A 14,414-nucleotide genomic window follows, 5' to 3' on the forward strand; every position below is an offset into this window, starting at 1 on the left:
CGGCAAGGGCGAGCGGGTGACAGCGATGGACAGCAAGACGAAAAACAGACCGCTGACGCCGCCGCCGGATGGCGGCAGGCCCACGCTGAAGACGATCGCCTTCATGACCGGGCTCGGCATCACCACCGTCTCGCGCGCCTTGAAGGATGCGCCCGATATCGGCGCCGAAACCAAGGAGCGCGTGCGCCTCGTCGCCAAGCAGATCGGCTACCAGCCGAACCGCGCCGGGGTGCGCCTGAGAACCGGCAAGACCAATGTCATCAGCCTGGTACTGACATTGGAAGAAGAAATCATGGGCATCACCAGCCCCATGGTCGTCGGCATCACCGAGGTTCTCGCCGGCACCCCCTATCATCTGGTGGTCACGCCCTATAGCGCTACCAAGGATGCGCTGGCGCCGATCCGCTATATCCTCGACACCGGCGCGGCCGACGGCGTGATCATTTCGCGCACCGAGCCGCACGACCCGCGCGTGGCGCTTCTGACGGAGCGCGGCCTGCCCTTCGTCACCCACGGCCGCACCGAGATGGGCGTCGTCCACCCCTATCACGACTTCGACAACGAGCGTTTTGCCTATGAGGCCGTGCGCGAGCTGGTGGAGCGCGGCCGCAAGCGCCTGGTGCTGCTGGAGCCGCCGCCGCACCTGACCTTCTATTCGCACATGCGCGCCGGCTTCGAGCGCGGCCTTCGCGATTTCCAGGCGGATGCGGTCAGCTTCCACCACATCAATATCGATCACACGCTGGTCGAGATCCGCGACGCCTTCGAGACGCTGATGCGCTCGGACAATCCGCCTGACGGCATCGTGTCGGGCAGCGGCTCCGGCGCGATCGCACTGATCGCCGGCCTTGAGGCCGCCAACAGGACACTCGGCAAGGATGCCGACATGGTGTCCAAGGTGCCGAGCGATTTCCTGCGCTGGCTTCGCCCCGAAGTGGTGACCATGTACGAGGACATCCGGGTTGCCGGGCGCGAACTCGCCAAGGCGGTGATCGGCCATATCGACGGCCAGCCGTCCGAAACGCTGCAGAGCCTCAGTCAGCCGGAGCTTCAGTCCGCCGTGCCGGTATCGATCAAACGGTAGGAACAGGGCAGTCCAGGTCACCGTCGGTGCATTTCAGGTAAACCTTGAGGTTTTCGATACGGACTTTGGTCATGCCATCACGGCACGAGTTGAAAATGAACGAATACAAGCTGCCCGTGACCACGGAACTCGAAAAGTTGCACTCGGCATCGCGGAACGCCACCCACGCCCTCTGCGCTGTTAGCAGCAGCCTTGTGGTGTCTGCGTCGTCCTTTAGTCGTGCCTCGATCTGCTTGTAGAGAGTGTTCAGTTCGGTGTCGGATTTGTCATAGGCCTTCCCGGCGCATATGTTCATGTCCGCTTGGTTCGTCAGGTCGCCGCAGCTTTGCTCCGCATATGCCGACGTGGACGTTGCCAAGACCAGGGCGGCAGTCAACAATGAAGCCTTCATGGAACTCAGTCTCCGTTTTTGAAACGACTCTGTTTCGCGCTTGGAACGAATAAATCCCTTACTGCAATTGGCCGTCTTATCAGCAACGGCGCACCGGGCGCGCTGCCGCCGCCGTTATCCGCAGCTCTCATGACAGTCTGATCATGGGCGCTCTCTTCGGTTTCATCGGCGATTCAATCACCGGTCGCACCAAGGACGGCCGTCTACTGCATACTGGTCTTCCTGCTCGATACAACCGTGTGAATAGATGGGGATCGATGACCAAACGAAACGGGGCGACCTACCGCATGTTGCCTTAAATCGCATTCGATTTAAGGATAAAAACATGCAGCAATTCAAAGTGCTACAGCGCCGCGCGTCTAATAAGACGCGCGGCGCTGTAGGCCGCCCCGTTCGAAATTCCGATTTTGCCCGCTCAGGCGTTGAGGCCGCTGCCCCACGGGCCGTGGTGGGCATCGGCGCCATCGACGCGGTCGAAGCCGTGGGCGCCGAAGAAGTCGCGCTGGGCCTGGATCACGTTGGCAGTGCCGCGGCCGCGGCGGTAGCTGTCGAAGTAGCCGAGTGCCGAGGCCAGCGCCGGCGCCGGCAGGCCACCGAGCATGGCCGCCGAAACGACACGGCGCAGTGCCCCGTCGGTTTCCTTGACCATGGCGGCAAAGGCCGGGGTGACGATCAGGTTGGCGGCATCGGGCGCCTTGGTGAAGGCGGTGGTGATTTCATCCAGGAACTGCGAGCGGATGATGCAGCCGGCGCGCCAGATCTTGGCAATCGTTGGCATCGGCAGCGACCAGTTGAATTCCTTCGAGGCGGCGGACATGACGGCAAAGCCTTGAGCATAGGCGCCGATCTTGGCGGCCAGCAGCGCGTTTTCCAGGTCCTTGATGAAGGCAGCCTTATCAGTGACCTTTAACTCGCCGACATCAGGCAGGCCGAGGATCTTCTCGGCGGCTTCGCGCTCATCCTTGGCGGACGAGATGCTGCGCGCGGCAACGGCCGCTTCGATCGCGGTTGCCGGAACGCCCATGTTCTGCGCTTCGATCACCGACCACTTGCCGGTGCCCTTCTGGCCGGCCTTGTCGAGGATCAGGTCGACGATCGGCTTGCCGGTCAGCGGATCCGCTGCCTTCAAGACCTTTTCGGTGATCTCGATCAGGTAGGAATTCAGGCGACCCTTGTTCCAGGCGCCAAAGACTTCGCCGATTTCGCCGGCCGTCATCTTCAAGCCGTCGCGCAGGATACCGTAGATTTCGGCGATCATCTGCATATCGGCATATTCGATGCCGTTGTGGATGGTCTTGACGAAGTGGCCGGCGCCGTTTTCGCCGAGCCAGGCAACGCACGGATCATTGTCGTATTTCGCGGCGATCGAGGTCAGCACCGTCTCGACGCGCTTGTAGGAATCTTCCGTGCCGCCGACCATGATCGACGGGCCATGGCGCGCGCCCTCTTCACCGCCGGAAACACCCATGCCGATGAAGGTCAGACCTGAGTCCTTCAGCGCATCGAAGCGGCGCATCGTGTCGCGGAAGTTGGCGTTGCCGGCATCGATCATGATGTCGCCCTTGGCGAGGTACGGCTTGAGGATTTCCATCTGCTGATCGACCGGCTCGCCGGCCTTGATCATGATGATGATCGGACGTGGCGGGCGGATGGCGGCGACGAACTCTTCGATGGTGTCGCAGGGCACGATCTGGCCCTGGAGTTCGCCGGCTTCCGCGTAGAATTTGTGCGTCGCTTCGACGGTGCGGTTGAAGACCGCTATCTTGTTGCCTTTTTCAGCGATGTTGAGCGCCAGGTTCGAGCCCATGACGCCGAGACCGATAAGGCCGATTTCCGCCTGTGACACGTGATTGCCTCCATTGGACAGGAGAGCCGGACGCGATCAGGATAAACGCGTGGGAGCCGGCCCCTCGAATTAAACTTCGCGCGCTCGCATTGCCCCTCGGGAAAGGGGCGGACGCGAGATGCGACGGCGGAGGCTGTTTTGGCATTCAAATCGATTAACGACAAGCGATTCTTGAGAAAATCACTCCTTTTCGGGCTTGCCGTCGCCATCGTCGAGCACGCGCCAGGAGGCGCCGTCGAGGTCTTCGTACTGGCCGCTCTTCAGCGCCCAGAGGAAGGCGACGAGACCGAGTCCCCCTAAGAACAATGCGATCGGAATGAGATAGATCAGCGTGTTCATGAGGCGCTTCCGATCGCGCCCAGCGTCGTCGGCGCCTGTCGCTCGATCGCTGCGGCAGACTTCGCCACCTTCGCGCGCAGCCGCAAAGCGTTGGCAACGACGATGATCGACGATGTCGACATGGCGATGGCTGCAATCAACGGCGTCGCGTAGCCCATGATGGCGATCGGGACGGCGATGACGTTGTAGCCGATCGCCAGCGCGAAGTTCTGGCGGATCAGCCGGCCTGCCCGGCGCGAGGTGTCGATCGCCATCGGCACGGCGTCGAGGCCCTGGTGCAGGAAGACGAAATCGGCAGCCTGCCGGCCGACGTCGGCAGCCGTTGCCGGCGCCATCGAGACGTGGGCTGCACGCAGCGCCGGCGCATCATTGATACCGTCGCCGACCATCAGCACGCGATGACCGCCTTCGGCCGCAGCCGCGCATTCGTCGACCTTGCCGCGCGGCGACAGTTCGGAACGCCAGCGGATGATGCCGAGCCTGCGGGCAAGCGCTGCCACGACCGGCTCGCGGTCGCCCGAGAGAATGCCGGTTGCAAAGCCCATGCGTGTCAGCTTGTCGACGCTTTCGCGCGCCTGTGGCCGCAGCCGGTCTTCAAAGCGGAAGCAGGCAAGCTCGCGTCCGTCGAGCGAGAGGATGACCTCCGACTGGCCGCTCGCCTCACCGGCGTCGCCACAGGCAAAGGCGCGGCTGCCGAGACGATAGATGCCGTCGGTCGTCTGTGCCTCGATGCCCGCGCCCGGGATTTCACGGATATCGCCGGAGAGAACCGGCGCGATCGCAGCCGCATCGTGGATGGCCATGGCCAGCGGGTGGCGCGAATGCACGGCAAGGCCGGCAGCGGTCGCCAGCACCGCCGGCTTGATCTCGGCCCCGTTGGTCAGGCGCGGTTCCCCGGCGGTCAGCGTGCCGGTCTTGTCGAACAGCACCGTGTCGATCTCGGCCAGCCGCTCCATGGCCGATCCGTCCTTTACCATGACGCCGTTCTGGAAGAGCCGGCCTGCGGCAATGACCTGCACCACCGGCACCGCCAGGCCAAGGGCGCATGGGCAGGTGATGATCAGCACAGCAACGGCCACCAGCATGGCGTGATGGAAATCGCCGTCGACGAACATCCAGCCGATAAAGCTCAGGAAGGCCAACAGGTGAACCGCTGGCGAATAATATTGCGCTGCCCGATCGGCGATGCGGCGATAACGCGCCCTGCCCCCTTCGGCCGCCTCCATCAGGCCCATGATTTCCGCGAGCAGCGAGTCGCGGGCAGCAGCCGTCGCCTCGATCGTCAGCGGTCCCGTCAGGTTGAGCGTGCCGGCCTCGACCGTGTCGCCAATATGCACCGGCGCGGGTGCGCTTTCGCCGTTGACGATCGAGCGGTCCAGGTCGCTCGAGCCGACGAGAATCCGGCCATCGACAGGAATACGCTCGCCGGCCGCAATCGCCAGCCGTTCGCCCGGCTTGATCTCGTCCACCGGACGGTATTCGCGGCTGCCGTCGGCATCGATGACCATCGCCCCGCGCGGCGACAGGCGCGCCAGGCTGCTGATCGCCGAGCGGGCGCGGCCGCGCATCATGTGGTCGAGCGTGCGGCCGATAAGCAGGAAGAACAGAAGCATCACCGTGCCGTCGAACCAGGCATGGGTGCCGTGAGTGATCGTCTCATAAAGCGAGATGCCGTAGGAGAGCGTGATCGCCAGGGCGATCGGCACGTCCATGTTCGTGCGGCCGTGCTTCAGCGCATTCCAGGCGGAGGCATAGAAGAACCGGCCGGCATAGATCAGCGTCGGCGCGGCGATCAGCGCCGAAATCCAATGGAAGAGATCGCGCGTTGCCGCCTCGGCGCCCGACCAGACCGAGACCGAGAGCAGCATGATGTTGGTCGAGGCAAAGCCGGCGACGGCAACGGCGCGGACCAGCTGCTTCAACAGCGTGTCGCCCTCTTCCTCGCCGGGTGCAAACAGATGCGTTTCGTAGCCGCGCTCGCGGATCGCGCGCGCCAGTTCGCGCGGATCGCTGCGCTGCCCCGCGACCTCTTCCTTCCAGACGACTGAGACCCGGCGCGAGGACAGGTTGACGCGGGCGCGCTCCACCTCCGGCCGGCTCTTCAGGGCAGCCTCGATCGTCGTGATGCAGGCGCCGCAGTGGATGCCGGGCACGCTGAGGTCGGTCTGGCGAAGGCCACTGCCGAGCGTGCGGCTGGTCAGCCACAGCTCTTCCGAACTCGGCAGGCCTTGCGCACTCCTGTCGATCTCCAGCGCGGTTTCGGCGCCGGCAGCGCAGCAACTCATGGACGCTCTCCCGGCGCGATGAAGCGAATGGCCTGGCGATAGACGACCTTGTCGCCCGACGTCGCGGTGATATCGGCAATCCATTGTCCGCGCTTAAGGTCGGTTGCGGCAACGAAGACGCCGTTGCCCTGATGCGCCATCTCGATCTGCACGTCCTCATGCTCCTCGACCGGACGCTTGAACACGGCAACGACCTTGTCGGCCGACGTTTCAGCCTTGCCTTGTCGCGTCAGCGTGTAGCGCACCGCGCCCGGCTCCAGGCTGAGCTTGCCGTCGAGGCCGCTCGCTGCAAAGGCGCGCGCCTCCTTCACCTTGCCGTTGAACTGCTGGCTGGCGACATAGGTGTTCTGGACGACGAGCCCGCTCCAGCTGTGGCTGGCGTTCCAGGCCATGATCAGGTTGACGGTGATGATGGTGCCGAAGAACAGCACCATCACGCCGAGCATGTGCCATCCGGTGAAGACACGGGGTTGCCTGCCTTGGTCAGCGGTCATTTCGCGGCTCCCGGTTGGTTGAAGTTGGCCTGGTATTCGTCGCGCTCATGGCTCGACGGGTCTTCTGCAATCAGGCTGAAGCCGTCTTCCGCTTCGCCGAGTTTATCCTTCGGCAGCGTCACGAACACTTTCAGCGCCGTCACCTTGTCCGGATCGACGCCGACGGCAAAGCTGCGGCCGTCGCCCGGTGCCTGGCCGGCAATGCGCATCATCGCCGACGGCATGCCGTCGATGGTGAGTGTGATCGTGCGCTGTTCGGGGATCATGTTCAAGAGCTTGACCATGTAGCCGTTGCGCACCGATCCATCCGATTCGAGCACGAATTGCGGGTTGCGATCGTGCAGCACGTTGAGCTCCAGCCGATCGCGCGCCAGGAGCGCATAGAGCAGGCCGATACCAACCAGCGTCCAGACGCCGAGATACACAAGCACGCGCGGCCGGAAGACGATCTTCCAGTTGAAATGCCTGACCTTGTCGACGAAGGTGCCGTCGGCGTCACGCACCCGGCCCGGGTCGATCGCCGTCGTGCCGCCGTCGGTGGCAAGCGCCATGTTGGAGGCATAATCGCTCAGCGTCGCATAGGCGATCAGCCCGCGCTCGCGCCCAAGCTTGTCCATGACGTTATCGCAGGCGTCGATGCAGAGCGCGCAGGTGATGCATTCGAGCTGCTGGCCGTCGCGGATGTCGATGCCCATCGGACAGACGACGACGCAGGCATTGCAATCGACGCAGTCGCCGACGCTCTCGCCCGCGGCTGCCGCCTTCTTCTGGTGGCGCGAGCGCGGTTCGCCACGCCAGTCGTTATAGGTGACGACCAGCGAGTTTTCGTCGAGCATCGCCGCCTGGATGCGCGGCCACGGGCACATATAGGTGCAGACCTGCTCCCGCATCAGCCCGCCGAACACATAGGTCGTGGCGGTGAGAATCGCGACGGTCATATAGGCGATCGTCGGCGCCTCGAGCGAGACGAAGCTCTTCAGCAAGGCCGGCGCGTCGGCAAAATAGAAGATCCAGGCGCCGCCGGTGGCAATGCCGATCAGAATCCAGATCGAATGTTTCGTCACCCGCTTGACGATCTTGGCCGCTGTCCATGGTCCGGCATCGAGCTTCATGCGCGCGTTGCGGTCGCCTTCAATGTAGCGCTCGACGACAAGGAACAGGTCGACCCAGACGGTCTGAGGACAGGTGTAGCCGCACCAGGCGCGCCCGACGGCTGACGTGACCAGGAAGAGGCCGAAACCCGCCATCACGAGAAGCCCGGCCACGAAGAAGAATTCCTGCGGCCAGATCTCGATGAAGAAGAAATAGAAGCGACGGGCGGCGATATCGACAAGCACCGCCTGGTCGGGCGCATGCTCGCCGCGGTCCCAGCGGATCCACGGCGTCAGATAGTAGATGCCGAGCGTGACCAGCATCACCAGCCACTTGAACTGGCGGAATCGTCCCTCGGCGCGCTTCGGGAAGATCTTCTTGCGCTTTTCGTAAAGCGGCTTGCGCACATGCGCCGCGTTGACCGCCTCGGCCTCGTGGCGTTCGACGATGGGGGCGTTTGTGGCGGATTGAGGCTGCATCTGTGGGATATCCCCGAATATATCGCGTATTGAACGCTGTTTTGCCCGATCTGGCGGCCGGAAACGTTGATCTGTGTCAAGTTTGCGGGCTAAAGCGGCCGCATGCGTCGAAACGTCCGGGCTTCATGCCGCGCGACTTGATGGCAATTGCCACACCACGACATCCCGCCAAACCTACGAGGACCGCATGGACACGATCATCGGCTTTTTGAACACGATCTTCTGGGGCTATGTGCTCATTTATGGCCTGCTCGCCGTCGGCATCTTCTTCACCATCCGGCTTGGCTTTCCTCAGATCGTGCATTTCGGCGAGATGTTTCGTGTGTTGAGCAGCGGCGGGTCGAAGGATGCGGCGGGCATCAGTCCGTTCCAGGCGCTGACCGTGAGCCTTGCCTCGCGCGTCGGCACCGGCAATCTCGCCGGCGTTGCCGTTGCGCTCTATCTCGGCGGACCGGGCGCCACCTTCTGGATGTGGATGGTCGCGCTCGTCGGCATGGCGACGGCCTATGCGGAAAGCGCGCTGGCCCAGCTCTACAAGGTCAAGAACGAAAACGGCCAGTATCGCGGCGGTCCGGCCTTCTACATCGCCCGTGGCCTCAATGCGCCGTGGGCGGCAACGATCTTCTCCGTCTGCCTCATCCTTTCCTTCGGTCTCGTCTTCAATGCGGTTCAGGCCAATTCGATCGCCGATGCCGTACAGGGCGCCTTCGGCATTCCGAAGATCGTGGTCGGCATCGCCGTTGCAGCGCTCTCGGGCATCGTCATCTTCGGCGGTATCCGCCAGATTGCGCGCGTTGCCGAAATCGTCGTGCCGTTCATGGCCGTCGCCTATCTGCTGATGGCGATCTATGTGCTGATCGCCAACGCCTCGCTGGTGCCAACGGTGCTCTGGACCATCATTTCCAGCGCCTTCGGCCTGCAGGAAGCGGCAGGCGGCATCACCGGCGGGGTCGCTGCCGCCATGCTCAACGGCGTCAAGCGCGGCCTGTTCTCCAACGAAGCCGGCATGGGCTCCGCCCCGAATATCGCAGCCGTCGCCACCCCGGTTCCGCATCACCCGGCCTCGCAAGGGTTCGTACAATCGCTCGGCGTCTTCATCGACACGATCCTGATCTGCACCGCGACATCGGTGATGATCCTCTTGTCCGGCACGCTGGAGCCCGGCTCCGGCATCACCGGCACGCAACTGACCCAGGCCGCCATGAACGTCCATATCGGCTGGGCGGGCAGCTATTTCATCGCCATTGCGATCTTCTTCTTCGCCTTCACCTCGATCATCGGCAACTATTCCTACGCGGAGAACGCGCTGACCTATCTCGGCGGCGCCAACCGTCTCGGCATCACCCTCATGCGATGCGCCGTTCTCGCCATGGTCGTCTGGGGCGCCTATGAGAGCATCGCCACCGTGTTCGACGCCGCCGACGCCTCGATGGGCCTGATGGCGACGATCAACCTGATTGCCATCCTGCTCCTGTCGGGTACCATTGCCAAGCTGACGAAGGACTATTTCGCCCAGCGCAAGCAGGGTGTCGAGCCGGTCTTCCACGCCGCCGACTACCCGGAACTGCAAGGGCAGATCGACGGCAAGATCTGGTCGCGCGATTAGGGCGGCAAGAGACAGGTAACCGGAAGCGGGAGACCTCGGAGGGCAAGGCATGCATGGTACCTTGCGGCCACTGACGCTTGCCAAGCGCTGCGGCATCTACCGCGAGCGCTCGGCGCCTGCCTCGCTTGCGGGCCATGTGGAGTGCCTTTGGAGCCATACCATGCCCGAGGGCCCGCCCTCGCCCATGGCTGTCGTTCCCGATGGCTGCGTCGATATCATCTGGTCGAGCCGGGGTCTGGCTGTTGCCGGCCCAGACAGGGTCGCAGCCTTTCCGGTCATCGGCCCCCGCGAGACCGTGGTCGGCCTGCGCTTTCGGGCCGGTATTGCCGCCTCCTGGCTGCGCACGCCGCTTTGCGAGCTGACCGGTACGGTCGTGCCGCTCGATGCCTTCTGGGGTGCCGCCGCCGATGAACTCCATGCGCGGATGACTGAGGCCGGTAGCGCAGCAGCGCGTGCCGCGATGCTTGCTCACGCGGTTGAGAAAAGGCTGGCGGCGGTCGCAGCCCCGCCTGCCGACATCGCCGCTTGCCTGGCTGAGTTGCGCCAGAGGCAACCGATGTCTGACAACCCGATCCGGCTGCTGGCGCAGACGACAGGAACCAGCGAGCGCACGCTGCGCCGCCGCTGCCACGAACATTTCGGCTATGGCGCCAAGACGCTCGACCGCATCCTCCGCCTGCAGCGTTTTCTCGCCACCTGCCGAAGCGACGTTGAGGCGAGCCTGAGCGCGCTTGCGCTTGATACCGGCTACGCCGACCAAGCCCACCTGACGCGCGAGACCAGGGAGCTGACCTCGCTCTCGCCGCGCGAAATCCGGCGCCAGCTCGCGAACTGACTGGCCGTTTCATTCAAGACGGCGACGCCCTGTGGTGCTACCCCTTGATTGCAACGGCAATGGCAAGGCGACGAAACGCATGACGACACTGGCAGCGAAAATCATCCACATCTCGATCGAGCGCGACTGGCACGAGGTCTATGTTTTCATGGCCAAGCCTGAAAACATGCCGCTCTGGGCATCGGGCCTTTCGTCCGGCCTGACGCGCGACGGGGAAGAATGGGTCGCTCCGGGACCGCTCGGCAACGCGCGCGTGCGTTTTGCCCCCGACAATGCCTTCGGCGTCGTCGATCATCTGGTGACGCTGGAAAACGGCGTGAAGGTGCACAACGCCCTGCGCGTCGTGTCGAACGACGATGGCGCCGAGGTGATGTTCACGCTGCTGCGGCAGGCCGACATGAGCGACGAGCAATTCGCCGGCGATGCCGAATGGGTGGCGAAGGATCTCGCCGCCCTTAAGTCAATCTTGGAATCAGAAAGCGACAGGACACATCATGGGTAACAAGGGCAACGATCGCCGCATCGACTATGTCGAGTTCAACGTCTCCGACATCGCCGCCAGTAAGGCGTTCTATGGCGGCGCCTTCGGCTGGACCTTCACGGATTACGGCCCCGAATATTGCGAGTTCCAGGACGGAAGATTGACCGGCGGCTTCACCACGACAGGGCCAGTCCGGGCCGGAGGGCCGCTGATCATCATCTATGCCGACAATCTGGAAGAGAGCTTGACGAAGGTCGAGGCGGCCGGCGGAAAAATCCTGCAACCGATCTTCCCCTTCCCCGGCGGCCGGCGCTTCCACTTCGCCGATCCTGACGGCTACGAGCTGGCGGTTTGGTCGGCGCAATAACCATCCCTCGCGCCGGTTTCCGCCACCTGTGGACAACCGGCGTCTGCGCCTGCAGATTTTACCCAGACTTAATCTTTGCATCCCAAGATTGCGCGCGAAAACAAGAAGCGGCAAAGGGCGCTGGGCAATGTCAGACGATCACGAGTTTCTGCGGAATTCCGTCATCATCGGCGCCCACCCCGACGACGAACTGCTGTGGTTCACCTCGATCCTGAAAAAGGTCGACGAGGTCATCATCCTTTATCGCGATATCTGGTCGGAGCCGCAGATGGGCGACGCCCGCGTTGCCGCCATCAAGGCCTATCCCCGCGGCAACGTCCGGTTCCTCGAGATGGAGGAGACCGGCTCCTTCGACTGCGCCGATTGGACGAGCCCGAAGCCTGGCCCCTACGGCATGGAGTTCGGAACCGAAGGCACGCGTCGCGAGGCCAAGCGCGTGGTGAAGAAATCGCTGTCGCAACTGATGCCCGGCAGCTTCCGCCACTCGACGCGGCCGATCGCCCAGGCCTACCGTGAAAACTACGAAACGCTCTATCGCACGCTGCAGCCGCGGTTGAAGCCCGACATGAACGTCTTCACCCACAATCCCTGGGGCGAGTACGGTCACGAGGATCATGTGCAGGTGTTTCGCGTGCTCGACCGGCTTCGCGACGAAATCGGCTTCAAGCTCTGGATGTCGAACTATTGCACCGAACGCTCGATGCCGCTGGCGATGCAGTATTTTAGCCGCAAGCCGGTCAACTACATCAGGCTGCCGGCCGATAAGGCCTTCGCCGAGGAGGTTGCCGCCGTCTATCGCGACAAGGGCTGCTGGACCTGGCGCAATGACTGGATCTGGTTCGACGACGAATGTTTCATGGAAGCCCCACGCAGCAAACCCGAGGGCGGCGGCTTTCACCTGTTGCCGATGAACCTGTTCAATTTCGGCACCGTCGTGCGCCGACCGGTCAACGCGCCGCTGCTTTTGGGCGCCGCCCTTTCAAGCGTCATGGTCGGCGCCACCATCGCCGCTGCGCTGGAATGAAGATAGGCCGCGTCTTTCGACGCGGCCATTTTCTTAACTTGACGATTGGTACCGCCCCTCATCCGCCTGCCAGCACCTTCTCCCCGCCAGCGGGGCGAAGGTAGCAAGCCGGGCCGGCACCGCACCCATCAACGCCGATGTTCGGCGAAAGCGTCGCTCCCAACGGCTCTCTCCCCGCTGGCGGGGAGAGATGTCCGGCAGGACAGTGAGGGGCAAACCTTAGCTCGGGGCGCGAGCGTTCCCCTACTCGCCGCCGCCGAGCGAATGCACGAACACGGCAAGCTGCTTGACTGTGGTGTCGCCGAGGCGTGGCAGCCAGGCCGGCATGACGCCGTGCTTGGGCGCCTTCATCTGCGCGACGATTGCCTGCTCGCTTGAGCCATTGAGCCAGAGCGCATCGGCAAGATCCGGCGCGCCGAACTCGCGATTGCCCTTGGCGTCGGCGCCGTGGCACGAGGCGCAATTGGCCTCGAACAGCGCCTTGCCCGGTTCGACCAGCGCCGCATCCGAAGGCGTGCCGGTGAGGCTGACGACATAGGCGGCGGTCTGCTTGATCTCTTCCGGCTTGAGGATCTCGGCAAAGGACGGCATTTCGGAGACGCGCGTCTCGTCGTCGCCGGTATAGCGGATGCCGTGCGCCACCGTCTGGTAGATCTCCTCAGGTTTGCCGCCCCACAGCCAGTCGTCGTCGTTGAGGTTGGGGAAGCCGGCCGAACCGGCGGCACCCGAACCGTGGCACTGGGCGCAGTTGACCTTGAAGGCCGAGGCGCCGGCCGCAACTGCGAACTGGTGAAGCTGCGGATCGGCGATGATCTGGTCGAGTGAGCTCGCGGCGATCTTTTCCAGATTGCCGGCCTGCGCCGCCTTGGCATCGGCAAGCTCGACGCTGAGTTCCGCACGGCTGGAGTAGCCGAGCACGCCCTTGGTCGCATCGGTTAGCAGCGGCACGGCCGGATAGACGATCATGTAACCGATCGCCCAGACGATGGTGGCGTAGAAGGTATAGACCCACCAGCGCGGCATCGGGTTGTTGAGCTCGCGGATCCCGTCCCATTCGTGGCCGGTTGTCTCGACGCCGCTGATCTCGTCGACATGTTTGTCCGACATGGATCAATCCTCCTTACGAGCGGAATGAGGAAAAGTGTTTTGCGGTTTTCCGCCCGCATTCCGCTCTGATTTCTGAGTCTCGATCACATCGTGATCGAAGGGGATGGCTGCGGCCCGATCGGCGGCCTTCTTGGCGCCGGGCCTAAAGATGAAGGCGACGACGCCGAGGAAGAAGAGCGTCATGGCAAGCAGCGCCCAGCTGTCGGCGAACTGGCGCATGGCCGTGTAGGTTTCCATGTCCGTGCCCTCCCTTAGCGATAGCCCGTGGTGTCGTCGTAGGTGGAGAAGTCGACCAGCGTGCCGAGCATCTGGAGATAGGCGACGAGCGCGTCCATCTCCGTCAGCTTCTGCGGATCGCCGTCGAAATCGCCGAGCTTGGCCTTGGGATAGCGCGCCTCGACACCCGACGTGTCCGCATTCGGGTCGGCCTGCGCCTTGATGTCGGCGGCGGCGTTCTCGATCATCTCGTCCGAATAGGGCACGCCGACGGCCCTGTTGGCCTTCAGCTGTCCGGCGACGTTCCTCACGTCGAGCGGCGTCGACTTCAGGAACGCATAGCTCGGCATCACCGATTCCGGCACCACCGAGCGCGGCTCGGTCATATGCTGCACGTGCCACTCGTTCGAATAGCGGTCGCCGACGCGGGCGAGATCCGGCCCGGTGCGCTTCGATCCCCACTGGAACGGATGGTCGTACATGGATTCTGCCGCCAGCGAGTAGTGCCCGTAGCGCTCCACCTCGTCGCGGAACGGCCGGATCATCTGGCTGTGACAGACGTAGCAGCCTTCGCGAACGTAGATGTCGCGGCCCGCGAGTTCCAGCGGCGAATAGGGCCGCATGCCTTCGACCTTCTCGATGGTGTTTTCGAGATAGAACAGCGGCGCGATTTCAACGATGCCGCCGATCGAGACGACGAGAAGCGAGCCGACGAGCAGCAGCGTTGCGTTGCGTTCCAGGGTGGCGTGTTTGTCGAGAATGGACATG

At 63.5% G+C, this 14,414-nt stretch carries 14 protein-coding genes and 1 pseudogene; 6 read left to right on the forward strand and 9 right to left on the reverse strand.

Annotated features, from left to right (window positions below; all coding sequences use genetic code 11):
* Window positions 1-25: 25 nt before the first annotated feature.
* Window positions 26-1,084 carry a LacI family transcriptional regulator gene (locus C6558_RS19415; RefSeq protein WP_025427338.1) on the forward strand — a complete coding sequence of 353 codons (1,059 nt, stop codon included), beginning with the start codon at window positions 26-28 and terminating at the stop codon, window positions 1,082-1,084.
* Here C6558_RS19415 and C6558_RS19420 read toward each other — a convergent pair.
* The 6 genes from C6558_RS19420 to ccoG form a co-directional block, all read right to left on the reverse strand.
* Window positions 1,074-1,475 carry a lysozyme inhibitor LprI family protein gene (locus tag C6558_RS19420; RefSeq protein WP_057208726.1) on the reverse strand — a complete coding sequence of 134 codons (402 nt, stop codon included), beginning with the start codon at window positions 1,473-1,475 and terminating at the stop codon, window positions 1,074-1,076. The genes C6558_RS19415 and C6558_RS19420 overlap by 11 nt on opposite strands.
* A gap of 415 nt (window positions 1,476-1,890) precedes the next feature.
* Window positions 1,891-3,321 (reverse strand): NADP-dependent phosphogluconate dehydrogenase, encoded by a 1,431-nt coding sequence (gndA, locus tag C6558_RS19425; protein WP_025427339.1) that lies wholly within the window; start codon window positions 3,319-3,321, stop codon window positions 1,891-1,893.
* A 180-nt stretch (window positions 3,322-3,501) separates the two neighbouring features.
* On the reverse strand, window positions 3,502-3,660 hold the full coding sequence (gene ccoS / locus C6558_RS19430) for a cbb3-type cytochrome oxidase assembly protein CcoS (protein ID WP_025427340.1): 159 nt from the start codon (window positions 3,658-3,660) through the stop codon (window positions 3,502-3,504).
* Window positions 3,657-5,945: a cation-translocating P-type ATPase gene (locus C6558_RS19435; protein ID WP_025427341.1), complete on the reverse strand. Its 2,289-nt coding sequence runs from the start codon at window positions 5,943-5,945 to the stop codon at window positions 3,657-3,659. The genes ccoS and C6558_RS19435 overlap by 4 nt, the downstream gene beginning before the upstream one ends.
* Complete coding sequence (locus C6558_RS19440; protein WP_025427342.1) at window positions 5,942-6,439, reverse strand: FixH family protein; 498 nt, start codon at window positions 6,437-6,439, stop codon at window positions 5,942-5,944. The genes C6558_RS19435 and C6558_RS19440 overlap by 4 nt, the downstream gene beginning before the upstream one ends.
* Window positions 6,436-8,010 carry a cytochrome c oxidase accessory protein CcoG gene (gene ccoG / locus C6558_RS19445; RefSeq protein WP_025427343.1) on the reverse strand — a complete coding sequence of 525 codons (1,575 nt, stop codon included), beginning with the start codon at window positions 8,008-8,010 and terminating at the stop codon, window positions 6,436-6,438. Before ccoG ends, C6558_RS19440 begins: the two co-directional genes overlap by 4 nt.
* A gap of 187 nt (window positions 8,011-8,197) precedes the next feature.
* On the opposite strand from ccoG, the gene C6558_RS19450 reads away from it, so the two are divergent.
* From C6558_RS19450 to C6558_RS19470, 5 genes are all read left to right on the forward strand, one after another.
* A complete protein-coding gene (locus C6558_RS19450; protein WP_057208728.1) occupies window positions 8,198-9,616 on the forward strand; it encodes a sodium:alanine symporter family protein in 1,419 nt (472 codons plus the stop codon).
* Between the two features lie 49 nt (window positions 9,617-9,665).
* Window positions 9,666-10,451: a helix-turn-helix domain-containing protein gene (locus C6558_RS19455; RefSeq protein ID WP_107027600.1), complete on the forward strand. Its 786-nt coding sequence runs from the start codon at window positions 9,666-9,668 to the stop codon at window positions 10,449-10,451.
* 79 nt (window positions 10,452-10,530) lie between these two features.
* Window positions 10,531-10,953: a polyketide cyclase gene (locus C6558_RS19460; protein ID WP_025427346.1), complete on the forward strand. Its 423-nt coding sequence runs from the start codon at window positions 10,531-10,533 to the stop codon at window positions 10,951-10,953.
* Entirely contained in the window at window positions 10,946-11,299 is a 354-nt protein-coding gene (locus C6558_RS19465; protein ID WP_025427347.1) for a VOC family protein, read from the forward strand. Before C6558_RS19460 ends, C6558_RS19465 begins: the two co-directional genes overlap by 8 nt.
* A gap of 127 nt (window positions 11,300-11,426) precedes the next feature.
* Complete coding sequence (locus C6558_RS19470; protein WP_025427348.1) at window positions 11,427-12,323, forward strand: hypothetical protein; 897 nt, start codon at window positions 11,427-11,429, stop codon at window positions 12,321-12,323.
* A gap of 243 nt (window positions 12,324-12,566) precedes the next feature.
* Here C6558_RS19470 and ccoP read toward each other — a convergent pair whose 3' ends face one another.
* The 3 genes and pseudogenes from ccoP to ccoO all read right to left on the reverse strand — a co-directional run bounded on the left by ccoP (window position 12,567) and on the right by ccoO (window position 14,413).
* Window positions 12,567-13,430: a cytochrome-c oxidase, cbb3-type subunit III gene (gene ccoP / locus C6558_RS19475; protein WP_025427349.1), complete on the reverse strand. Its 864-nt coding sequence runs from the start codon at window positions 13,428-13,430 to the stop codon at window positions 12,567-12,569.
* A gap of 87 nt (window positions 13,431-13,517) precedes the next feature.
* A pseudogene (locus C6558_RS40845) lies at window positions 13,518-13,667 on the reverse strand (cbb3-type cytochrome c oxidase subunit 3); the annotation flags it as partial.
* Window positions 13,668-13,681: 14 nt separating this feature from the next.
* Window positions 13,682-14,413: a cytochrome-c oxidase, cbb3-type subunit II gene (gene ccoO, locus C6558_RS19485; RefSeq protein WP_025427351.1), complete on the reverse strand. Its 732-nt coding sequence runs from the start codon at window positions 14,411-14,413 to the stop codon at window positions 13,682-13,684.
* Window position 14,414: the final 1 nt, after the last annotated feature.

Origin of the sequence: Ensifer sp. NM-2, from assembly GCF_003024455.1 — a bacterium.
GTDB classification, from domain to species: domain Bacteria; phylum Pseudomonadota; class Alphaproteobacteria; order Rhizobiales; family Rhizobiaceae; genus Ensifer; species Ensifer canadensis.